At 70.3% G+C, this 21,872-nt stretch carries 22 protein-coding genes and 1 pseudogene; 10 read left to right on the top strand and 13 right to left on the bottom strand.

Features of this window, described 5'->3' with window-relative positions; genetic code table 11:
* Positions 1-50: 50 nt before the first annotated feature.
* From GGE06_RS16415 to GGE06_RS16425, 3 genes are all read right to left on the bottom strand, one after another.
* On the bottom strand, positions 51-503 hold the full coding sequence (locus GGE06_RS16415; protein WP_116159960.1) for a GNAT family N-acetyltransferase: 453 nt from the start codon (positions 501-503) through the stop codon (positions 51-53).
* Positions 504-550: 47 nt separating this feature from the next.
* Positions 551-1,009: a MarR family winged helix-turn-helix transcriptional regulator gene (locus tag GGE06_RS16420; RefSeq protein ID WP_116159959.1), complete on the bottom strand. Its 459-nt coding sequence runs from the start codon at positions 1,007-1,009 to the stop codon at positions 551-553.
* An 88-nt stretch (positions 1,010-1,097) separates the two neighbouring features.
* Entirely contained in the window at positions 1,098-1,961 is an 864-nt protein-coding gene (locus GGE06_RS16425; RefSeq protein ID WP_116159958.1) for a GNAT family N-acetyltransferase, read from the bottom strand.
* Between the two features lie 47 nt (positions 1,962-2,008).
* On the opposite strand from GGE06_RS16425, the gene GGE06_RS16430 reads away from it, so the two are divergent.
* Complete coding sequence (locus GGE06_RS16430; protein WP_184931135.1) at positions 2,009-2,671, top strand: HAD family hydrolase; 663 nt, start codon at positions 2,009-2,011, stop codon at positions 2,669-2,671.
* A gap of 108 nt (positions 2,672-2,779) precedes the next feature.
* Complete coding sequence (locus tag GGE06_RS16435; protein WP_184931239.1) at positions 2,780-3,967, top strand: globin domain-containing protein; 1,188 nt, start codon at positions 2,780-2,782, stop codon at positions 3,965-3,967.
* Here GGE06_RS16435 and GGE06_RS16440 read toward each other — a convergent pair.
* The 5 genes from GGE06_RS16440 to GGE06_RS16460 form a co-directional block, all read right to left on the bottom strand.
* Entirely contained in the window at positions 3,964-4,443 is a 480-nt protein-coding gene (locus tag GGE06_RS16440) for an NUDIX domain-containing protein (RefSeq protein ID WP_116159956.1), read from the bottom strand. The genes GGE06_RS16435 and GGE06_RS16440 overlap by 4 nt on opposite strands.
* 35 nt (positions 4,444-4,478) lie before the next feature.
* On the bottom strand, positions 4,479-5,375 hold the full coding sequence (locus GGE06_RS16445; protein WP_116159955.1) for a LysR family transcriptional regulator: 897 nt from the start codon (positions 5,373-5,375) through the stop codon (positions 4,479-4,481).
* Positions 5,376-5,592: 217 nt separating this feature from the next.
* Positions 5,593-6,732, bottom strand: coding sequence for a cystathionine gamma-lyase (locus GGE06_RS16450; RefSeq protein WP_116159954.1), 1,140 nt, complete (start codon positions 6,730-6,732; stop codon positions 5,593-5,595).
* Positions 6,729-7,220: a low molecular weight protein-tyrosine-phosphatase gene (locus GGE06_RS16455; protein ID WP_116159953.1), complete on the bottom strand. Its 492-nt coding sequence runs from the start codon at positions 7,218-7,220 to the stop codon at positions 6,729-6,731. The genes GGE06_RS16450 and GGE06_RS16455 overlap by 4 nt, the downstream gene beginning before the upstream one ends.
* Before the next feature lie 9 nt (positions 7,221-7,229).
* Entirely contained in the window at positions 7,230-7,607 is a 378-nt protein-coding gene (locus tag GGE06_RS16460; protein WP_116159952.1) for a phage holin family protein, read from the bottom strand.
* 51 nt (positions 7,608-7,658) lie between these two features.
* Here GGE06_RS16460 and GGE06_RS16465 point away from each other — a divergent pair, with 51 nt between their 5' ends.
* The 4 genes from GGE06_RS16465 (at position 7,659) to GGE06_RS16480 (ending at position 9,952) form a co-directional block, all read left to right on the top strand.
* Positions 7,659-7,976: a cupin domain-containing protein gene (locus tag GGE06_RS16465; protein ID WP_030685701.1), complete on the top strand. Its 318-nt coding sequence runs from the start codon at positions 7,659-7,661 to the stop codon at positions 7,974-7,976.
* A gap of 170 nt (positions 7,977-8,146) precedes the next feature.
* The gene (locus tag GGE06_RS16470; RefSeq protein WP_116165420.1) at positions 8,147-8,365 is read left to right on the top strand and encodes a DUF5326 family protein; all 219 of its coding nucleotides are present in this window, start codon (positions 8,147-8,149) and stop codon (positions 8,363-8,365) included.
* A gap of 282 nt (positions 8,366-8,647) precedes the next feature.
* Positions 8,648-9,373, top strand: coding sequence for an IclR family transcriptional regulator (locus tag GGE06_RS16475; RefSeq protein WP_116159951.1), 726 nt, complete (start codon positions 8,648-8,650; stop codon positions 9,371-9,373).
* A gap of 138 nt (positions 9,374-9,511) precedes the next feature.
* The gene (locus tag GGE06_RS16480; RefSeq protein WP_116159950.1) at positions 9,512-9,952 is read left to right on the top strand and encodes an SsgA family sporulation/cell division regulator; all 441 of its coding nucleotides are present in this window, start codon (positions 9,512-9,514) and stop codon (positions 9,950-9,952) included.
* Positions 9,953-10,050: 98 nt separating this feature from the next.
* Here GGE06_RS16480 and GGE06_RS16485 read toward each other — a convergent pair whose 3' ends face one another.
* On the bottom strand, positions 10,051-11,433 hold the full coding sequence (locus tag GGE06_RS16485) for a YibE/F family protein (RefSeq protein WP_376773551.1): 1,383 nt from the start codon (positions 11,431-11,433) through the stop codon (positions 10,051-10,053).
* Positions 11,434-11,632: 199 nt separating this feature from the next.
* On the opposite strand from GGE06_RS16485, the gene thiC reads away from it, so the two are divergent.
* The gene (gene thiC / locus GGE06_RS16490) at positions 11,633-13,429 is read left to right on the top strand and encodes a phosphomethylpyrimidine synthase ThiC (protein WP_116165419.1); all 1,797 of its coding nucleotides are present in this window, start codon (positions 11,633-11,635) and stop codon (positions 13,427-13,429) included.
* 37 nt (positions 13,430-13,466) lie between these two features.
* Here thiC and GGE06_RS16495 read toward each other — a convergent pair whose 3' ends face one another.
* The 3 genes and pseudogenes from GGE06_RS16495 to GGE06_RS16510 form a co-directional block, all read right to left on the bottom strand.
* Positions 13,467-14,093, bottom strand: a complete 627-nt coding sequence (locus GGE06_RS16495) for a hypothetical protein (RefSeq protein ID WP_116159948.1) — start codon at positions 14,091-14,093, stop codon at positions 13,467-13,469.
* A 162-nt stretch (positions 14,094-14,255) separates the two neighbouring features.
* A pseudogene (locus tag GGE06_RS16500) lies at positions 14,256-15,352 on the bottom strand (metallophosphoesterase).
* Between the two features lie 763 nt (positions 15,353-16,115).
* Positions 16,116-17,222, bottom strand: a complete 1,107-nt coding sequence (locus GGE06_RS16510; protein WP_116159946.1) for a LacI family DNA-binding transcriptional regulator — start codon at positions 17,220-17,222, stop codon at positions 16,116-16,118.
* A 391-nt stretch (positions 17,223-17,613) separates the two neighbouring features.
* On the opposite strand from GGE06_RS16510, the gene hisC reads away from it, so the two are divergent.
* Positions 17,614-18,711 carry a histidinol-phosphate transaminase gene (gene hisC, locus GGE06_RS16515; RefSeq protein WP_116159945.1) on the top strand — a complete coding sequence of 366 codons (1,098 nt, stop codon included), beginning with the start codon at positions 17,614-17,616 and terminating at the stop codon, positions 18,709-18,711.
* Between the two features lie 40 nt (positions 18,712-18,751).
* Here the strand turns inward: hisC and GGE06_RS16520 are convergent, their stop codons facing one another.
* The gene (locus GGE06_RS16520) at positions 18,752-19,132 is read right to left on the bottom strand and encodes a cyclophilin-like fold protein (protein ID WP_116159944.1); all 381 of its coding nucleotides are present in this window, start codon (positions 19,130-19,132) and stop codon (positions 18,752-18,754) included.
* A gap of 202 nt (positions 19,133-19,334) precedes the next feature.
* Between GGE06_RS16520 and GGE06_RS16525 the strand changes: the two genes are divergently transcribed.
* Positions 19,335-20,843: a cytochrome ubiquinol oxidase subunit I gene (locus GGE06_RS16525; protein WP_184931136.1), complete on the top strand. Its 1,509-nt coding sequence runs from the start codon at positions 19,335-19,337 to the stop codon at positions 20,841-20,843.
* Positions 20,844-20,861: 18 nt separating this feature from the next.
* Positions 20,862-21,863 carry a cytochrome d ubiquinol oxidase subunit II gene (cydB, locus tag GGE06_RS16530; RefSeq protein ID WP_184931137.1) on the top strand — a complete coding sequence of 334 codons (1,002 nt, stop codon included), beginning with the start codon at positions 20,862-20,864 and terminating at the stop codon, positions 21,861-21,863.
* The last annotated feature ends 9 nt before the right edge of the window (positions 21,864-21,872 follow it).

A 21,872-nucleotide genomic window follows, 5' to 3' on the forward strand; every position in this document is an offset into this window, starting at 1 on the left:
CTGTTTCACGTGAAACCGTGCAACCGTGCGGTTTCACGTGAAACGCGGCCTCAGAGGGTCTTCTTGAAGCCCACGTGGGAGGCCTCGAAGCCCAGGCGCTCGTAGAAGCGGTGGGCATCGGTGCGGGTGACGTCGGAGGTCAGCTGGACGAGTCGGCAGCCCTGGCGTCCGGACTCGGCGACGGCCCATTCGATGAGCTGCGTCCCGAGGCCGCTGCCGCGCTCGTCGGCGTGGACGCGGACGCCCTCGATGATCGAGCGGGTGGTGCCCCGGCGGGAGAGTCCCGGGATGACCGTCAGCTGGAGGGTGCCGACGACCTTGTCCTCGCGGACGGCCACGACGACGTGCTGGTGCGGGTCGTTCGCGAGTCGCTCGAAGGCGGTCAGGTACGGGGCGAGGTCGTCGGGGGACTCGCGCTGTGCGCCGAGGGGGTCGTCGGCGAGCATCGCGACGATGGCCGGGAGGTCGTCCGCGGTGGCGGGCCGTATCTCAAGATCGCTCATGCCCCGCAGCGTAGCGCCGGGACGGTCCCCCGCCCCGGCGTCATGGCTCATACGGGCGCGCCCACGCCCTCCATGACCTGGACCAGGGGGGCCAGCTCCGGGTTCTTCGCGGCTTCGTCGAGGGCCTCGCGCAGTGCGCTGTCGTTGGTGGGGCGGGCCTCTTCGAGGAGCTTCTGGCCTGCCTCGGTGACGTCGGTGTAGATGCCGCGCCGGTCGGTGGTGCAGAGGTACCGGGTGAGCAGGCCACGGTCCTCGAGGCGGGTGACCAGCCGGGTGGTGGCGCTCTGGCTGAGCACGACGGCGTCGGCGACCTGCTTCATCTGGAGGTGGCCGCCGGGGCCGCTGTGCTGGCGGCTGAGGACGTCGAGCAGCGAGTACTCCCGCACGCTCAGACCATGACCGGACTCCAGGGCGCGCTCGATGTGGGACTCGATCCTGCCGTGCAGCAGGGAGAGGGCGCACCAGCGCTGGGCGAGCGCGGTGAGTGCGGGGTCCGTCGCGGTCATGTGCTCTCCTCGGTGTCTCCTCGGCGCCGATGTGGCTCTCGATCCAGGGTAGACGAATCGACGCAATAATGCGCGTCTGCAAGTAAACCTATCCTGCGGCGACCGTCAGGGGAGCGAAGCGGCGGCGCCAGTCGCCGGGGAGGTCGGGAAGGGAGCGGATCATCAGCGACGTGGTGGTGATCGTGTCGATGCCGTTCTCCTTCACCCAGCTCAGCAGGGAGCCGTGCCGCACATCGATGTCGGTGCGCAGCGGCCGGTCGGTGGCGGCGGCCAGGGAGGCGATCAGCGCCTTCGCCGTGCCGGGGTCCCGGGCGATCAGGGGGCCGATGACATGGGTGTCCATGTTGGGCCAGGCGGCCGCGAAGCCGGTGATCTCGCCGTCCTCTTCCGCGACCCTGAGGTGGTCCGCGAACGCGGGGAGCCTGGCGATGAGGGCGGTGCGGTCGAGGCCGAAGACCTCGTGGTCCAGGCGCAGGACCGCCGGGAGGTCCTCGGCCGTCGCCGGACGGACCGGAACGTCCGGGGCGGGCGCCGTGAAGGTGAAGCGCCCGCGCACCATCGCGGCGCGGCTCGTCTCGGTGAAGCCGAGCTGCTCGTAGAGGGGCTGCCCGTTCGCCGTGGCGTACAGGGTGAGCGGGGCGTCCCCGGCCTCCGCCAGGACGTGCTGCATGAGCCGGCGTCCCACGCCCTGGCGTGCGTACCGCTCGGCGACGAGCACCATGCCGATCGCGGCGAGGTCCGGGCCGTACGGGGTGACCACGCAGCCGGCGGCGAGGCCGGGGCCGTCGGGGTCGTCGATGCCGTAGCCGGTGCCGGCAGTGAGCAGCAGGCCCCACTTGTGCTCCTCGCGGGGCCATCCCCGGTTCTCGGAGAGGTCGGCGCAGGAGAGGAGGTCCGCCGAGGTGAGCCGTCGGATCGGGAGCTGTGCGAGGGGGGAGGGGGAAGTCGGCATGCCTTTCAGGCTGAACGACACGGTGATCTTCCGTCCACCGCTTTACGGTGTTTCACGTGAAACCCCGAAGCCCCCGAACACGACGCCTGCACCTCTTCGACCTCGACGGCACCCTGATCAGGGGGTCGGCCGCCGCGGTGGAGATCTCCCGGCAGCTGGACCTGGTGGACGAGATCGCTGCCCTGGAGGAGGGGTTCCTGCAGGGACTCACGCCCGACGAGTTCGCCGTCCAGGCCCATGCGCTGTGGTCCGCGCTCACCCCGGAGCAGGTCGCGGCGGCCTTCGAAGGGGCGCCCTGGCTGGCGGGCATCCGTGAGGTCTGGGCGGACATCCGGGCCCGGGGAGACCGCTGCGCGGTCATCTCCCTCTCGCCCGACTTCTTCGTCGAGCGGCTTCTCCACTGGGGCGTCGACTCCACGCACGGCTCGCTCTGGCCGGCGGTCCCCTTCACCGAGCCGATCCACCGGCCGGGCATCCTCGACGCGCACGCGAAGGTGCGGATCGCGAGGGAGCTCTGCGCGGGGTACGGGGTGGACCCGGTCGACTGTGTCGCGTACGGGGACTCGATGTCCGATGCGGAGCTCTTCGCGATCGTGCCGGAGACCGTGGCCGTGAACGCGGACCACCATCTCGCCGGGCTCTCCCGCCACAGCTACTCCGGAGGGGACCTGCGCGAGGCCTACGCGCTGGTCCGAAACAGCGCAGCCTAGCCAGAAACCCGGGCCTATGGCCCGAGAACGCCACTTTCGGTCCGAAGCGTCGGTCGGAAGCGTCATGCTGCGGTCACGGAAGCCGGCCAGCACGAGGCGAGGCACATGATGGATGCTCCGACCACCACGACGGACGAGCGGGACTCCCCGGCGGCGGGCGGGAAGGAACCCCCCATATCCCAGGGACCTTCCGCCGACGCGGTGCTCGTCCGACGCACCCTGGTGGAGATCGCACCGGTCGCCGACCGAGTGACCTCGTACTTCTACGCGCTGCTCTTCACCCGGCACCCCGGGCTTCGCGAGATGTTCCCCGCGGCCATGGACACCCAGCGGGACCGGCTCCTGAAGGCCCTCCTCACGGCGGCCGAGCACCTGGACGACACCCCGGTCCTCACCGCGTACCTGGAGAACCTCGGCAGGGGGCACCGGAAGTACGGGACCCAGGCGGCCCACTATCCGGCCGTCGGCGAGGCCCTCATCGGCGCCCTCGTGCGGTACGCGGAGAAGAGCTGGGACGAGGAGACCGAGGCGGCCTGGGTCCGCACGTACACGACGATCTCCCAGATCATGATCGACGCGGCCGCGGAGAACGAGCGGACGGAGCCCGCCTGGTGGCAGGCCGAGGTGGTCTCGCACGATCTGCGCACCCCGGACATCGCCGTCGTCACGCTCCGGCCCGACCAGCCGTACCCGTTCCTCGCCGGGCAGTACACGACCCTCGAGACCCCGTGGTGGCCCCGGATCTGGCGCCACTACTCCTTCGCCTCGGCACCCCGGCCGGACGGACTGCTCTCGCTGCACGTCAAGGCGGTCCCGGCCGGCTGGGTGTCCAACGCGCTGGTCCACCGGGCCCGCCCCGGGGACGTGCTGCGGCTCGGCCCGCCGGCCGGCTCCATGACGGTCGACCACTCCACGGACACCGGCCTGCTCTGCATGGGCGGAGGCACCGGGATAGCGCCGATCAAGGCGCTGGTCGAGGACGTCGCCGAGCACGGGGACCGGCGCCCGGTCGACGTCTTCTACGGGGCGCGCAGCGGTCACGACCTCTACGACATCGACACGATGCTGCGGCTCCAGAAGACCTTCCCGTGGCTCTCCGTCCACCCCGTCACCGAGGAACAGGGGAGGCTCCCGGACGCCGTCTGCCGCTACGGCCCGTGGAACGAGCGGGACGCCTATCTCTCGGGCCCGCTCGACATGGTCCGCCAGGGGGTCGACGCCCTGCGCGGAGCGGGGGTGCCCTCGGACCGCATCCGCCACGACTTCCTCGCGGAGCTCACCCCCGCGGCGGGCTAGCCCAGGTCGGGGGCGTGCATCGCGCGGACGCCCTCGATGTTGCCGTCGAGGTAGTGGCGCAGGGACAGCGGGACGAGGTGCACGGCGGCGATGCCGACCCGGCTGAAGGGCACCCGGACGATCTCGTACTCGCCGACGGGTTCCTCGATCTCGGGGCCGTGCCGCAGGGAGGGGTCCATGGAGCCGAGCCGGCACACGAAGAAGTGCTGGACCTTCACCCCGGAGACCCCGCCGTCGACGATGTGCTCGACGGTGTCGACGAAGCAGGGCACCACATCGGTGATCTTGGCGCCGAGTTCTTCGAGCACCTCGCGGTGCAGGGCCTCGACGACGGTGGCGTCGGTGGGCTCCACGCCGCCGCCGGGCGTGAGCCAGTAGGGATCCATCCCGGGCTTGGTCCGCTTGATGAGGATCAGGTCGTCCCCGTCGAGCAGGATGGCGCGTGCGGTGCGCTTGATCACGGGCCGTTCGGTCATGGGAAGAAAATGGCCCGTCCGAGGTGTCCTGAAACTCACCAGTCCCCGGCCGCGCGCAGCAGCTCCCCATGGGCCCGGGCGAGGGGCGACAGACCGAGCGTCCCGGTACGGGCGACCAGGAAGTAGGTCCGGAGCGGGGGGACCGGGGGGTCGAGCAGCGTCACGAGGCGCCCCTGCCGCAGGGCGTCCTCGCACAGGTAGCGCGGCAGGACGGCGAGCCCGGCGCCGGCGGCGGCGGAGTCCCGCACGGCCCGCAGGTCGGGGGCGATGACGGTGGCGGCCGCCGCCGGTTTGGTCTCGAAGACGCTCGCCCAGTAGCGGGAGACGAAGGGCAGCGACTCGTGGACCTCGACCACCGGCAGCTGCTCCAGGAGCACCGCGCCCTTGCTCAGGAGCACGTCGGGGGAGAGCCGGGCGGCCCAGCGCGGGGCCGCGACCAGGACGTGCTCCTCGTCGCAGAGCGGTGTGGAGACGAGCAGGCCGCCGCGCGGGCGGGCGGTCGTGATGGCCAGATCGTGGTGGCCGGCGGCGAGCCCGTCGAGGACCTCCTCCGTGTTGCCGAGGAAGGAGGCCCGGACGGCGAGTCCCTGGCCGACCAGGGGGGTGAGGGCGGGCAGCGCGCGGAGCGCGGTGAACTCCGGGGGACCGGCGAGATGGAGGGTCCGGACCCCGCTCCGCTCGTCGAGGCCGGTCTCGGCGATCTCCACGAGGGCGTCCAGATGGGGCGCCGCGCGGTGGGCGAGTTCGTCGCCGATGGTGGTCGGGGTGACTCCGCGCGCCTGTCTGAGGAACAGCGGCCGCCCCAGCTGTCGTTCCAGGGTGCGGATCTGGCTGGTGACGGCGGGCTGGGAGAGGCCGAGGAGCGCGGCGGCGCGGGTGAAGGAGCCGGCCCGGTGCACCGTGACGAACGTGCGCAGCAGGGCCAGATCCATGTCCGCCCCCTCCCGGCCGTGCGGCCGTTCGACTCAGGCGGTCGGCTGACTGCGCCTCAGGACCGTCCAACTATAAATAAGTCGATAGGCCGCTGTCGCTACCGTGATTGGACACTGACGCACAGTCAACTAGCCTTGTTCAGGCGGTCTCCGCGCGTGGAACCGAGGGCGTTCCGAGCCACGAGGGGGGAGGTTCGGAGCGCCCTCGTCCGTGTGATCAGCCCGCGCCCCCGGCCTCGTCGAGGGCGCGCAGCACGTCGGCGATCAGGTCCTCCGGGTCCTCGGCTCCGACGGAGAAGCGGATGAAGCCCTCCGCGACCGCGTCCCCGCCCCAGCGCCCGCGCCGCTCCGCCGTGGAGCGCACGCCGCCGAAACTGGTGGCGTCGTCGACGAGCCGCAGCTCCTCCAGGAACCGCTCGGCCCGCTTCCGGTCCGCCAGTTCGAAGGAGACCACCGGGCCGAAGCGCCGCATCTGCCGGGCGGCCACCTCGTGCGAGGGGTCGTCGGGCAGTCCGGGGTAGCGCAGTCCGGTGACGTCCGCGCGCTCGGCGAGCGTCCGCGCGAGGGCGAGGGCGGTGGAGCACTGCCGGTCGATCCGCAGCTGGAGCGTGGCGAGCGAGCGGTGGGCGAGCCAGGCCTCCATGGGCCCGGGGATGGCGCCGACGATCTTGCGCCAGCGCCGTACCTCCGCCGCCCGCAGGGGATCCCGGCAGGACACGTGGCCGAGCAGGATGTCGCCGTGCCCGCTCATGCCCTTGGTGTCGCTGGCGACGGAGAAGTCCGCGCCCAGGGCGAGCGGGCGCTGGCCGAGGGGGGTGGCGAGGGTGTTGTCGACGGCGACGAGCGCCCCGGCCGCGTGCGCCTCGCGCACCAGACGGCGGATGTCGCACACGTCGAGCCCGGGGTTGGACGGGGTCTCGATCCACAGCAGCTTCGCCCCGTCCAGTACGGACAGCTGGGCGTCGCCGCCGGTCGGCGCGGTGCGGACCTCGACGCCGTACGCCCGCAGCTGCTCGTGCACGAGGGGCAGGGCCTGGTAGCCGTCGGTCGGCATCACGACCGTGTCGCCGGCCTTCAGCTGGGAGAACAGGACGGCCGAGATCGCGGCCATGCCGGACGCGAAGACCAGCGTCTCGACGCCCTCCTCCCCCGGCGCCTCCAGTTCGCCGATCGCCCGCTCCAGATGGGTCCAGGTCGGGTTCTCGTCGCGGCCGTAGGTGTACGGGCCGGTCGGCTCGCCCGGCAGGTGGAAGTGGGCCGCGAAGACCGGCCCCGGCAGGGTCGGCTCGTACTTCACGGGCTCGGGCAGCCCGGCCCGTACCGCCCGTGTGCCGTCGCCGAGTTCGTCGTCCTTCACGGTGTCCGTTCCTCCAGTTCCGCGCGTACGGCCGCGAGCAGTCCCTCGCTCGCGGCCTCCACCATCTCCAGGCACTCCTCGAACTCCTCGCGGCCCCCGTAATAGGGGTCGGGGACGTCGAGTCCGGCGCCGGCGGCCGGGTCGTAGGAGCGCAGGAGCCGTATCCTCGACGCCTCGTCGGGGGTGCGGGCGAGTTCCCGGAGCTCCCGGAGATGCCCTTCGTCCAGGGCGATCACCAGGTCGAGGGCGGGGAACCACGAGGAGCGGAACTGCCGGGCGGTGTGCGCGGACGTGTATCCGTTCTCGTCGAGCACGGCGACCGTGCGCGGGTCGGCCGTGTCGCCCTCGTGCCAGCCTCCGGTGCCCGCGCTGTCGATCTCCACCAGCTCGCCGAGGCCGGCCTCCTCCACCCGGCGGCGGAAGACGTGCTCGGCCATCGGCGAGCGGCAGATGTTGCCCGTGCAGACGAAGCAGACGCGGTAGGCCATGGTCCCCACTCAGTCGCCGTCGGGGAGCACGACGTTCAGCGCCCACGAGACGACGGAGATGATCAGACCGCCGAGGACGGCGGTCCAGAAGCCCTCCACGTGGAAGCTGAGGTCGAACTGCTCGGCCAGCCAGGACGTGAGGAGCAGCATCAGGGCGTTGACCACCAGGGTGATCAGGCCGAGCGTCAGGATGAAGAGGGGAAGTGTCAGCAGCTTGACGATCGGCTTGACCAGGAAGTTCACCAGGCCGAAGACGAGGGCCACGAGGATGAGGGTCCAGGCCTTCTTGCCGGTGCTCTCACCGGTCAGGGTGATGTCCTGGAGCAGCCAGATGGCGACTCCCAGCGCGCCCGCGTTCGCGAGCGTCTTGACTACGAAATTCTTCATGTGTCTGATCGTGGCAGACACGATCGGGCCTACGGCAGGGGCGAGCAGGCGATGAAGGCATTCCGGCTGGACGAACTGGAGGCGGAGCGCGCCGCCAACAAGGGGGCGTACCTCCAGTTTCTGCGCGAGCGGAACATGTCGGTGGGCCTGTACGCGCTCGACGCGGGGGAGCTCGACCCGCAGCAGCCGCACGGCCAGGACGAGGTGTACTTCGTGGTCAGCGGCCGGGCGGCGATCACGGTCGGGACGGAGACGACCCAGGTGGCGCGGGGCAGCGTGGTCTACGTGCCGGCCGGGGTGGAGCACCGGTTCCACCACATCAGCGAGGACCTGCGGGTCATGGTGGTCTTCTCCCCGCCGGAGAGCTGAGGGCCGCCGGCCGGCCGAGCGGAACCGGGGTTGCGCGGGCCGACCCCCTAGGGGGCGGATCAGGGGAGAGCGGGGGCCGCGGGGCCCCCACGGGCTTCGTCCCGCCCCTAGCCTTGAGGGTGTTCGGCGCAGAGCGCGCCGAGCGGATCTTCGAGAGCGAGGTAGGGACGATGGCCGTACGGGAGATTCTCGCGGGGATGCCCTGGTGGGTGAAGTGGGTCGCCATACCCCTTCTCGCGCTGCTCGTCTTCGGCGGGCTGATCACCAGCGTCCTGACCTTCGTGGTCAGTCTGCTCTTCAAGGCGCTGCTCTTCGTGGCCCTCGTCGCCGGACTGGTCTACGTCGTGAGGAAGTTCAGCTCCTCCGCCCGCTCGCGTCAGGACTGGTAACACAAGCTACTCATCGGTATGGACGCGACGGAGGGCATTAGCCCGCGAGAGGGAACGCGCCGGTCTAATCCGGGTGTCGGTCCCAGGGCTGCCACTAGAGTGGAATCTCTCCGCCGCGTGGGGGACTACAGCTGTAGACCTCGATACTGACCAGCGGTTTCCCAGGCCCGGCGGGCGCGCGGGGGCGGCCCCCGCGGGCGGGTGCAGTGCATCCGTCGTCACGCCTGGGGGTGACCTTTGGCCACGGCTACGCAGACGGCTGCGCCTACCTTGATCGGCTCGGTGCAGCGGGCGCTGAGACTCCTGGAGGCGGTGGCCTCCCACACGGAGGGCGCCCCGGCCAAACAGCTCGCCCGTGAGACGGGCCTTCCGCTGCCCACGACGTACCACCTGCTCCGCACCCTGACGCACGAGGGCTATCTGGTCCGCGACAAGGGTGTGTTCGTCCTGGGCGACGCCGCCGTCCGACTGGCCGGCGGCGGAGCTGTGCAGAATCGTCGCATCAAGATCGAAGACTCCCTGGCCCGCTGGCGGGACGAGATCGGCGTACCCATCTACTTCGCCCTCTACCGCGAGGGGGAGATCGAGCTCGTCGCCGTCTCCGACACCCCTTCCAATCCCGCGGTGGAGGAATGGGCCGATTTCCGCGAGACCGCGCACGCCCATGCGATCGGGCAGTGCCTGCTGAGTCAACTCGATCCGAAATCTCGTCAAGACCACCTCGACCGCCACCCGGTGGAAGCCATCACTCCGTACACGGTGCGTAATCGCCGTGTGCTTTTGGAGCGTTTGGGCGGTTTGGGGCGAATGGAGCCCCTGGTGGAGCGTCAGGAATATGCGCTCGGCACGGTCTGTGCCGCCATTCCCATCACTGCGGGCTCCGCCGCGGGCGCCATGGCCATTTCCCTCCCCCTCCACCAGGAAGAACGGTTGCTCCCAGCAGTCGAGCGGCTACGTACGGAGATCGGGAGGCTCCTCAGCTCCCTCGCGTTCTCTATCAGTATCTGAAAAATCACTCCTTGTGATCTGCTAACGCGTACAGCACGATTGCGTCAAGAGGGCCACGGGGGATCATTCCTGGCCGTTTCGGTCACAGCTTTCAGCAGCTGTGTTTACACAACTGCTTCATCTACTGCGGGGTACATGATGCGAGAGTCGGTTCAGGCCGAGGTCCTGATGAGCTTCCTCGTCTCCGAGGAGCTCTCCTTCAGGATCCCGGTCGAACTCCGATATGAGACCCGGGATCCCTACGCGGTGCGGATGACCTTCCACCTTCCCGGAGACGCGCCTGTGACCTGGGCGTTCGGAAGGGAGCTGCTGCTCGACGGGATCAACCGGCCGAGCGGGGACGGCGACGTGCACATCGCCCCGACGGAGCCCGAGGGGCTCTCGGACGTCTCCATCAGACTCCAGGTGGGCGGTGACCGCGCGCTGTTCAGGGCCAGCGCGCCGCCGCTGGTGGCCTTCCTCGACCGCACGGACAAACTGGTTCCGCTCGGCCAGGAGCGGACGCTCGGTGACTTCGAGGACCACCTGGAGGCCGCCCTCGGCCGGATCCTGGCCGAGGAGAACGCCGGCCCCGCCTGAGCGGAGACCGCCGAGCAGAACCCGCGCGCGTCGTACGAAGTCTCCGAGCCGGACCCTCCCCCGAGCCGGGCCGGCCCCGAACCCTCCGTACCCGCGTCCTACTTGGCGCGACGGCGGCGCCCTCCCCGTACCGCCGTCGGCTTCCCGCCCCCGGACGCCGGCCGGTCGGCGGAGACGACCAGGGCCGCGAGCACCGTGGTGACCGGAACGGACGCCACCAGACCGATCGACCCGACCAGGGTCCGCACGATCTCCTCGGCGACCAGCTCGCTGTTGGCCACCGTCCCCATGCTGCTCTGGGCGATGGAGAAGAGCAGCAGCAGCGGCAGGGCGGCGCCCGCGTAGGCGAGCACCAGCGTGTTGACGACCGAGGCGATGTGATCGCGGCCGATCCGGATCCCGGCCCGGTACAGGCCGCGCGGCCCCATGCCCGGATCGGCCTGGTGCAGCTCCCAGACGGCCGAGGTCTGGGTGACCGTCACGTCGTCGAGCACGCCGAGCGAACCGATGATGATCCCGGCGAGCAGCAGACCGGACATGTCGATCTCCGGGTACAGGCCGTGGATCAGACCGGTGTAGTCGTCGGTGTTGCCGCTGAGCGAGGTCCAGCCGACGAACAGCGAGCCCAGCAGACCGATCAGCAGCAGTGAGATCAGCGTGCCGAGCACGGCGACCGAGGTGCGGGCCGAGAGCCCGTGGCACATGTAGAGCGCGATCAGCATGATGGCGCTCGACCCGACCACCGCCACGACCAGCGGGTTCGACCCCTCCAGGATCGCCGGCAGGATGAAGTACGTCAGCACGAGGAAGCTCACGGCGAGCGCGACGAGCGCCATGACGCCCCGCATCCGGCCGACGACCACGACCGCGACGGCGAAGATCCCGGCGAGCAGCGCCAGCGGCAGCTTGCGGTTCACGTCGGTCACCGAGTACTGCAGGTCGTGCGGGGCGTCGGGGGCGTACGCCACCACCACGCCCTGTCCCTCGTCCAGTTGACGCGGCGCGTCCGGCTGCACGATCTCGACGAACCTGCGCCCCTGGTCCGGACCGGTGGTGACCTCGACCGTCGCCTTCTCGCACTGCCCCTGCCGGCCGTCGGCCGCCTCGCGCCCCTCCGGGGTGGAGGTGTCGCCGGTCGGCGGGACCTGGGCGGCGTTCACCGACTTGCAGTCGACGTGCTCGACGGAGACGACCTTGCCCTGCTGGGTCTGCCGGTCGAAGCCGACGCCGGTGCGCTCGTGCGCCGGGGCGCCGCCCGGCCACAGCACCGCGAGCCCGACGACGACCGCGGTGGCGAAGGGGATCAGGACCGCGGCGATGACCTTGCGCAGGTGCCGCGAGACGGGGGCGGCGGGTCCGTGGCTGTGGCTGTGCCCGCCTCCGCCGCCATGGCCGTGCCCACCTCCACCTCCGTGCCCGTGTCCGTGTACGGGATCGTGGGGGTGAACGTGTGGCTCGGGGGTCTGCTGGGGGGAAGTCACCGGCCGATCATCGCAAGAACGGCGGGGCCCACTGTTCAGCATGGCCGGGATGACGCTAGCGTGGTGGCACCTTTGCACACGCGGGAGCTCGGAGCACCGGGCTGAGAGGGCGCTGATCACCGTACGCACGTACGGGAGGAGGCTGCGCCGACCGCCGAACCTGTTACCGGGTAATGCCGGCGTAGGGAGATTCGGTCTCATGACCATTCAGGATGCACGCACGCCTGCCTCCGACCAGAACGACGGCCAGGGCGAGCGCACGCCGGGCTGGCACAAGGGGTACGTCCAGGGCTCCCGCCCCGACCTCCGGGTGCCCGTCCGCCAGGTGCACCTCACCAACGGCAAGGACGTGACGCTGTACGACACGTCCGGCCCGTACACCGACCCCGCCATCGACACCGACGTCCGGCGGGGCCTTCCGCCGCTGCGCGAGAACTGGATCATCGCGCGCGGCGACACCGAGGAGTACGCGGGCCGCCCGGTCCGCCCCGAGGACGACGGCATCAAGCACACCTCGCCGCGCGGCGGTGGGCTGAAGAACCTCGACGCCGTCTTCCCCGGCCGCCCCCGGCTGCCGCGCCGCGGCCGCACCGGCCAGGCCGTGACCCAGCTCGCGTACGCCCGCCGGGGCGAGATCACCCCGGAGATGGAGTACGTCGCGATCCGCGAGAACGTCTCCCCCGAGGTCGTACGGGAGGAGATCGCCGCGGGCCGCGCCGTGCTGCCGGCGAACGTGAACCACCCGGAGATCGAGCCGATGATCATCGGCAAGCGGTTCCTGGTGAAGGTCAACGCCAACATCGGCAACTCCGCCGTGACCTCCTCCATCGAGGAGGAGGTGGAGAAGATGACCTGGGCGACCAAGTGGGGCGCCGACACGGTCATGGACCTGTCCACCGGCCGCAACATCCACACCACCCGCGAGTGGGTGCTGCGCAACTCCCCCGTGCCGATCGGCACCGTGCCGCTCTACCAGGCACTGGAGAAGGTCGACGGCAAGGCCGAGGAGCTGACCTGGGAGATCTACAAGGACACGGTCATCGAGCAGGCCGAGCAGGGCGTCGACTACATGACCGTGCACGCCGGCGTGCTCCTGCCGTACGTGCCGCTCACCGCGCGCCGCAAGACCGGCATCGTCTCGCGCGGCGGCTCGATCATGGCCGCCTGGTGTCTCGCGCACCACCAGGAGAACTTCCTCTACACGAACTTCGAGGAGCTCTGCGAGATCCTCGCGGCGTACGACGTCACGTACTCGCTCGGCGACGGTCTGCGTCCCGGCTCGATCGCGGACGCCAACGACGAGGCGCAGTTCGCGGAGCTGCGCACGCTCGGCGAGCTGAACACGATCGCCAAGCGGCACGACGTGCAGACGATGATCGAGGGCCCGGGACACGTCCCGATGCACAAGATCAAGGAGAACATCGACCTCCAGCAGGAGATCTGCGAGGAGGCGCCGTTCTACACGCTCGGCCCGCTGACCACGGACGTCGCGCCCGCGTACGACCACATCACCTCGGGCATCGGTGCCGCGATGATCGCCTGGTGGGGCACGGCGATGCTCTGCTACGTGACGCCCAAGGAGCACCTGGGCCTGCCGAACAAGGACGACGTGAAGACGGGCGTCATCACGTACAAGATCGCGGCGCACGCGGCGGACCTCGCCAAGGGGCACCCGGGCGCGCAGGAGTGGGACGACGCGCTCTCGGACGCGCGGTTCGAGTTCCGCTGGGAGGACCAGTTCAACCTGGCCATGGACCCGGTCACGGCCCGCGAGTTCCACGACGAGACGCTGCCGGCGGAGCCCGCGAAGACCGCGCACTTCTGTTCGATGTGCGGTCCGAAGTTCTGCTCGATGAAGATCAGCCGGAGCATCACCGAGCAGTTCGGCGGCGACGACCCGCAGGCCGACGAGGAAGAGGCCCGGGCGGGGATGCTGGCCAAGTCGGCCGAGTTCGCCGCGCAGGGCAACCGGCTCTACCTGCCGCTGGCGGACTGATCCTCCGACCTCGCGGTGTCCCCCGGAACGTACGGCGCTAGCCGAGCGCGTCCGGGGGTGCCGCGGCGGCGAGGGCGTCGCGGAGGAAGGGGACGATGCCGCGCTCCAGGAGGGCGTGGCGCCAGGCCTCGCGGGCGCGGGTGAGTTCGTCGTCGAGGGGCGGGGCCTCGGCGGGTGCGTTGCGGAGGGCGGTCACGAGGAGGCCGACGCCCGCGGACAGCAGGCCGGCCGCGGCCAGGGCGGCGAAGACGAGGCCTGCCGTCAGCAGCGTCCCGCCGAACACCACGCTCGGGGCGAGGGCGTGCAGAACGCCTCCGACCAGCAGGAATATCGCGGCGGCCGTGCCCGCGAGGACGGGCACCATCACGTTGACGATGGCGACGACACCGGCGCCCGCGCCGGGTTCCGCTCGGGGGGGCCGGGCCCCGAGGGCGGCCCGGTTCTGCTCGCGGACCTTCACGAAGTGGTCGTACTCGCTCGCCGCGGCGGTGGTGACGAGCGCTGTCGCGTTCATCGTCATGGAACGCAGCTGAGCGACCGTCAGCCTCGTTCCGACTCCGGCGAGTTCCGGACGTGCGTGGGCGGTGCTCAGTGCGTCGTCGAGAAGCCGCTCGTACTCGGCGCGGTCCTCGGTCAGCAGGTGCGGAGCCACGTTCATGTGCATCCCCCGATGCTCCGTGGGCCGCCAGGATCAGCCGTCGGAAACGCTCGGCCGGGCGGAAACGGAGGAGAGCCTGCTACGGATGACCCGATGGTATTGCGGTGACGCCACGGCCTGACAGGGTGTTTCCGGAAATCGACTTCCCCGGATGCGCAGGGTTATGCGTCAGCCGTTCAGGGGGAGTTGGACGACCAGTAGCTTTCCGGCCATGGTCACTCCACCGTCCATGGCGATCGCGAGCCCGTCCGCGTACACGTGCGGTCCGTCCACGACCGGGCCCGCGCCGTCCTCGCCGTCCTCCGTGCCGACCTGGCCGAGGAGGTACGGGATGGGGCTGTGGCCGTGCACGATCCGGCTGCCGCCGTACGTGGAGAGCAGCTCCTGGACGGCCTGCGGGCCGCCGTCGTCGCGGAACGCGAAGCGCTTGGTGAACTTCCGGAAGAGGTCCCAGACCTCGTCGGCGTCGTTCCGGTTGAGGATCTCGTGGACCGTGTCGTTGACGTCCGCGATCGTCTGGCCGTACTCGAGGTACGCGGTGGTGTCCGAGTGCAGGAGGAGGTGGTCGTCCTCGCTCACGACGGCGTCGAGCCGGGACATCCACTGGAGGTGGACGTCCTGGAGCCGGTCCATGTCGTGCTTCTGGCCGCCGTTGAGCAGCCAGGCGGCCTGGAAGGTGGCGGTGCCCGCGCCGGAGTTGACGGGGGTGTCGCCGAAGCGCTTGGCGCCGATCAGCAGCAGCTCGTGGTTGCCCATGAGGGCCTTGCAGTAGCCGCCCGCGGCGGCGGCCTCGGCGGAGAGGCGCATGACGAGGTCGATGACGCCGATGCCGTCGGGGCCGCGGTCGGTGAAGTCGCCGAGGAACCAGAGCCGGGCGTTCCCCGCGGCCCAGCCGCCGTTCTCGTCGATGAGGCCCTGGGCGTGGAGGGCGGCGAGGAGCTCGTCGAGGTAGCCGTGGACGTCGCCGACGACGTACAGCGGGCCGGGTCCGTCGCCGTTCCCGGGCTCCGGGGCGGGGGCCGGTTCGGGGGTGACGGGGACCTGGACGGTGTCGCCGCGCTTGATGACCGGGAGGTCGCGCTCGGTCGGCGTGTACCCCTCGGGCGGCTCGCCCTCGGGGAAGGCGTTGCCGGGGTGCCCGGTGGCGACGGAGACGATCGACGACACCCCGGTGGTGGCGGTGGTGTAGGCGGGGGCGAGACGCTGACCGAGGAGGATCGTCGGGTCGGCGGGCATGGGGGCGGGGGCCTGCGGCGCGGGAGCAGGTGCCGGTGCCTGGGGCGCGGCGGCCTGGAGCGGTGCGGGGGCCTGCGGTGCGGCTGCCTGCGGTGCGGCGAGGGGCGCTGCCGGGAAGGCCTCGGCCGCGAGGGCCTCGCGCGGGGCGGCCTCGGCCGACGGGGCCTGGACCGGCGGGGCCTCGGCCGGTGGGGCCGGCACGCGGACGGCCTCGACCGGCGAGGGGGCGACCGGGGGGAGGTGCTCGGCGGATGCCGGGTGGGCGGCAACTGCCAGGGGCGCACCGGGAGATCGGTGCTCGACACGTGCCAGGGGCGTGGCGAGCACCGGGTGTTCGGCGGGGGACCCGAGCTCCGTGGGCGACACGTGTTCGACGGGGGCGTACTCCGCCCTCGGCGGTACCGGCGGGTCCTCCGGGGCCGGCGGTTCGGCGGCGTGGCCCTGCACGGGTACGCGCGCGTACGGAGGTACGCGGAAGTCGCGCAATGTCGCCGTGCGCACCACGGGCTCCTGACCGGCCCCCTGAGTCATCGACCCCTCCACACCGTCGCGATGCCCTGCACATCGCGGACCGGCCTGGTCGGAGTGGTCCGCGGTGTCGTCCGCCCATCATAGGAATGAGGGCCCTTCCGTGTGACGCACCAGGGGTGGTGAATCCGGGTCCACTCCGGGTTCACCGGTTGTTTCGCCCGAATTGAGAAGGTCTAGTCCAGGGTCGAGGCAGGTGCGGTGACGGTTTCGCCGTCCCTGCCCACGGGCAGGGGCGGGGACGGCGGGTCGGACGGCGGCGGGTCAGTCCTTGGCGGGTGAGCGCGGCGGGCTGACCGTGGTGCGGGGCGGACGCCGCTGCGAGGACGTGCGGACGATCAGTTCGGTCGGTATCACCTGCTCGACCGGTCCGTCGGCGTCGATCCCCTCGATGGCGTCGATGAGGAGCTGGACGACGGCCGTGCCGATCCGGCGCGGTTTGAGTGAGAGGGTCGTGATGGGCGGTTCGGTGGTGGCGTAGACGGTCGACTCGCTGCAGCAGACCAGCAGCAGGTCGTCCGGGACGCGCAGTCCGTAGCGGCGGGCGGCCGCGAGGAGGTCGGTTCCGTTGGGGTCGAAGAGGCCGTACACGGCGTCGGGCCGGTCCGGGCGGGCGAGCAGCCGGTCGGCCGCGACGGCGCCCGCGCACGGGTCGTGCGCCGGGTAGGCCTCGTAGACGGGGTCCTGGCCGACCCGTTCGCACCAGTTGAGGTACGCGGTGGTGGACAGGCGGGTGTACGTGTCGGTGGTGGTTCCGGTGAGGAGGCCGATCCGGCGGGCGCCGGCGTCGGCGAGGTGGTCGAGCAGGTCGAGGACGGCGGCTTCGTGGTCGTTGTCGACCCAGGCGGTGACCGGAAGGGTGCCGGCAGGGCGTCCGTCGGAGACGACGGGCAGGCCCTGGCGGACCAGTTCGGTGACGACCGGGTCGTGGTCGGAGGGGTCGATGACGACGGTGCCGTCGAGGGCGACGTTCGACCAGACGTCATGGCGGGAGGTGGCGGGGAGGATGACCAGGGCGTAGCCCCGGGCGAGTGCCGCCGATGTGGCTGCTCTGGCCATCTCCGCGAAGTACGCGAATTCGGTGAAGGTGAAAGGTTCATCCCCGTACGTGGTCACGGTCAGGCCGATGAGTCCCGACTTGCCGGTACGGAGCGTGCGGGCCGCCGCGGATGGGCGGTAGCCCAGCCTGTCGGCGACCTCGCGGACGTGGCGGCGGGTGGCGTCCGGGAGTCGGCCCTTGCCGTTGAGCGCGTCGGAGACAGTCGTGATGGAGACCCCGGCGGCGGCGGCCACGTCCCGGATGCCTGCCCGGCCCTGCCGGCTTCCCCGGGTCTGTGCCCGGCTCACCTGGTGCTTCCCTGCTGCTGTCATGGCGAGCCGATAGTAGGGCGATGAGGGGCTGTCGGGACGGCCGCATATGCAGGCGTTGACAGGCACGTTTCTGCATGATCGAAAAGGCTCAAGAGGCAGGAAATCAAAGGTAGTTAGGGTCATTCGCGTGTGATCCATGGCCATCGAACGGCGTAGGCCTGGCGAGGGGGCGAGGTCTCGAAGAGGTCTCAACTCACCTCTACGGGGGATGCGCGCCACGGCGCCCGCCACCGGCGCACGCCACCCGACCGCGCGCTCCCCCACGACCCGGCCGCGAGCGGGGCCGTATCCACAGCGTGTCCCTCCTGTTGTCCGCGGCCCATTCGCAGAGGGCGCGAATCCTCTTAAGGTGAGGAGTATTGGCGGTACGGACGGTCGAGGAGGCCACACTGTGAGCGAGACCAGCGGGAAGAGCACCGGCAGCCCCAAGCTGCGCGCCGAGCTGGACGGCGTCCCCACCTACAAGCCGGGCAAGCCGGCCGCCGCGGGCGGTCCCGTGGCCTTCAAGCTGTCCTCCAACGAGAACCCCTACCCGCCGCTGCCGGGGGTCATGGAGACCACGCTGGCCGCCGCCGCGAACTTCAACCGCTACCCCGACATGGCCTGCACCGGCCTGACGGAGGAGCTGGCGAACCGCTTCGGCGTGCCCGTCTCCCACATCGCCACCGGCACCGGCTCGGTCGGCGTCGCGCAGTCGCTGCTCCAGGCCACCTCGGGCCCGGGCGACGAGGTGATCTACGCCTGGCGCTCCTTCGAGGCGTACCCGATCATCACGCAGATCAGCGGGGCCACCTCCGTGCAGGTGCCACTGACCGAGGGCGAGGTGCACGACCTCGACGCGATGGCCGAGGCGATCACCGACCGGACCCGGCTGATCTTCGTCTGCAACCCCAACAACCCCACGGGCACCGCGGTGCGCCGCGCGGAGCTGGAGCGGTTCCTGGACCGGGTGCCCTCCGACGTCCTGGTCGTGCTCGACGAGGCGTACAAGGAGTTCGTCCGCGACCGCGAGATCCCGGACGGCATCGAGCTCTACCGCGACCGGCCCAACGTCGCCGTGCTGCGCACCTTCTCCAAGGCGTACGGCCTGGCGGGGCTGCGGGTCGGCTTCGCGGTCGCCCACGAGCCGGTGGCGGCGGCGCTGCGCAAGACGGCGGTGCCGTTCGGCGTGAGCCAGCTGGCGCAGGACGCGGCGGTGGCCTCGCTGCGCGCCGAGGACGAACTGCTCGGGCGTGTCGGCTCGCTGGTGGCGGAGCGCGAGCGGGTCCACGCGGGGCTCGTGTCCCAGGGCTGGACCGTGCCGGACACCCAGGCGAACTTCGTCTGGCTGCGGCTCGGCGAGCGGACCATGGACTTCGCGGCGGAGTGCGAGCGGCACGGCGTGATGGTGCGGCCGTTCGCGGGCGAGGGCGTGCGCGTCACGATCGGTGAGTGCGAGGCCAACGACCTGTTCCTGAAGGCGGCGGAGGGCTTCCGCAAGGACGGCTGACCGGCTTCAGGGGAGGCCGATCAGCTTCGGGGAGGGCTGATCAGCCGCCGACGAGCTCCAGGCGGATCGGGTCGCCGTCCCTGACGGTGGCCAGGATCCGCGGGTCGCCGTCGAGCGCGCCCAGGAGGTTGCAGGGACCGGCGAGCCGGCATTCGTCGCCCCGGGAGATCGGGGTGGGCCCGTAGGGGAGGGCGAGCGCGTCGCCGTCCGTCCAGAAGGCCACGGTGCCCGGGGCCACGACCTGGCGCGCGCCGTCCTCGACGGGGACGGAGACCGGAGTGTCGAAGTAGACCTCCTCGCCCCAGGTCCGGGCGGTGGAGGAGATCGGGAGAACCCCCGCGAGCGCCTTGCTCGTGGGGGTTTCGTCGAGGGTGGCCGTGGTGTGTCCGGCCGGCCAGGAGATGCGTATCCGAAGGGTCATGGCCCGGATTCAACAATATGTTGAAGGCCTTGGGAAGGTGTGACCTTCGGTACAGGACCCCGCCCTACGGTACGGATTTCGTATGAGCCATAATGCTTGTGAATGTGAACGCGTTCACAAGCGTGTCCTTGTTCCTCCCGAAATGGGTGGGATCAAAGGGGCAAACTGCCGATGTGACCACGCGATGTAAGGAGAAGATGTCGTGGACCTAGCTCTGGCGCCAGAGACTCTGGCGCGCTGGCAGTTCGGCATCACCACCGTCTACCACTTCCTCTTCGTCCCGCTGACGATCTCCCTCGCCGCGCTCACGGCCGGGCTCCAGACCGCCTGGGTGCGGACGGAGAAGGAGAAGTACCTCAGGGCGACGAAGTTCTGGGGCAAGCTCTTCCTGATCAACATCGCCATGGGTGTGGTCACGGGGATCGTGCAGGAGTTCCAGTTCGGCATGAACTGGTCCGACTACTCCCGGTTCGTCGGCGACATCTTCGGCGCCCCGCTCGCCTTCGAGGCGCTCATCGCCTTCTTCTTCGAGTCGACCTTCATCGGTCTGTGGATCTTCGGCTGGGACAAGCTGCCGAAGAAGATCCACCTCGCCTGCATCTGGATGGTGTCGATCGGCACGATCCTCTCCGCGTACTTCATCCTGGCGGCCAACTCCTGGATGCAGCACCCCGTGGGCTACCGCATCAACAAGGAGCGCGGCCGGGCGGAGCTCACCGACTTCTGGCAGGTGCTCACCCAGAACACCGCGCTCACCCAGTTCTTCCACACGATCACGGCGGCGTTCCTGGTCGGCGGCGCGTTCATGGTGGGCATCTCCGCGTTCCACCTGGCCCGCAAGAAGCACATCCCGGTCATGCGGACCTCGCTGCGGCTCGGCCTGATCACGCTGATCATCGCCGGCATGGGCACCGCCGTCAGCGGCGACCTGCTCGGCAAGGTCATGTTCAAGCAGCAGCCGATGAAGATGGCCGCCGCCGAGGCGCTCTGGGACGGCCAGGCGCCCGCACCCTTCTCCGTCTTCGCCTACGGCGACGTCGAGAAGGGCCACAACACGGTCGCCATAGAGATCCCGGGCCTGCTGTCCTTCCTCGCGAACGACGACTTCAGCTCGTACGTCCCGGGCATCAACGACGTGAACAGGGCCGAGCAGGAGAAGTTCGGGCCCGGCGACTACCGGCCCAACATCCCCGTCGCCTACTGGGGCTTCCGCTGGATGATCGGCTTCGGCATGGCCTCGCTGGCCGTCGGCGTGGTCGGTCTCTGGCTGACCCGGAAGAAGTTCATGCTGGCGCCGGGGATGCGGACCGGTGAGGACGAGGTGCCGAATCTGGTCCTGTTCAGGCGGAAGGCGCTCAACCCCCGCCTGGGCAAGTGGTACTGGATCATCGCCCTCTGGACGATGGCGTTCCCGCTGATCGCCAACTCCTGGGGCTGGATCTTCACCGAGATGGGCCGTCAGCCCTGGGTCGTCTACGGCGTGCTGCGCACCCGTGACGCGGTCTCCCCCGGAACCTCCCAGGGCGAGGTCCTCACCTCGATGATCGTCTTCACCACGCTCTACGCGATCCTCGCCGTCATCGAGGTCAAGCTCCTCGTCAAGTACGTCAAGGCGGGCCCGCCGGAGCTCACCGAGGACGACCTCAACCCGCCCACCAAGATCGGCGGGGACTCCCGTGACCCCGACCGGCCCATGGCCTTCTCGTACTGAGGCTCAGGAGATCGAGGCATGGAACTCCACGACGTCTGGTTCGTCATCATCGCCGTCCTCTGGACCGGCTACTTCTTCCTCGAGGGATTCGACTTCGGGGTCGGCATCCTGACCAAGCTGCTCGCCCGTGACCGGGTCGAGAAGCGGGTCCTCATCAACACCATCGGACCCGTCTGGGACGGCAACGAGGTGTGGCTGCTCACCGCCGGCGGCGCGACCTTCGCCGCGTTCCCCGAGTGGTACGCGACGCTGTTCTCCGGCTTCTACCTGCCGCTTCTGATCATCCTGGTCTGCCTGATCGTCCGGGGCGTCGCCTTCGAGTACCGGGCCAAGCGGCCCGAGGAGAAGTGGCAGCGCAACTGGGAGCAGGCGATCTTCTGGACCTCGCTGATCCCCGCGTTCCTCTGGGGCGTGGCCTTCGGCAACATCGTCCGGGGCGTGAAGATCGACGGCGACATGGAGTACGTCGGCAACTTCTGGGACCTGCTCAACCCGTACGCGCTCCTCGGCGGCCTGGTCACGCTGACCCTCTTCACCTTCCACGGCGCGGTGTTCGCCTCGCTCAAGACGGTCGGGGACATCCGGATGCGGGCGCGGGCGCTCGCGTTCAGGCTGGGCCTGGTCACGGCGGTGGTCGCGCTGGGCTTCCTGATCTGGACCCAGGTCCACACGGGGAACGGCTGGAGCCTCGCGGCGATGCTGGTCGCCGTGGTGGCGCTGGTCGGCGCGATCGCCGCCATCAGGGCGGGGCGCGAGGGCTGGTCGTTCGCGCTGTCGGGAGTGACGGTCGCCGCCGCCGTGGCGATGCTCTTCCTGGCGCTCTTCCCGGACGTCATGCCGTCTTCGCTCAACCCCGAGTGGAGCCTCACCGTGACGAACGCGTCGTCGACCCCGTACACGCTCAAGATCATGACCTGGTGCGCGGGCATCGCGACCCCGCTGGTGCTGCTCTACCAGAGCTGGACCTACTGGGTGTTCCGCAAGCGCATCGGCACGCAGCACATCGCCGAAGCCCACTAGGGCCGACGT

Origin of the sequence: Streptomyces nymphaeiformis, assembly GCF_014203895.1 — a bacterium.
GTDB lineage: Bacteria > Actinomycetota > Actinomycetes > Streptomycetales > Streptomycetaceae > Streptomyces > Streptomyces nymphaeiformis.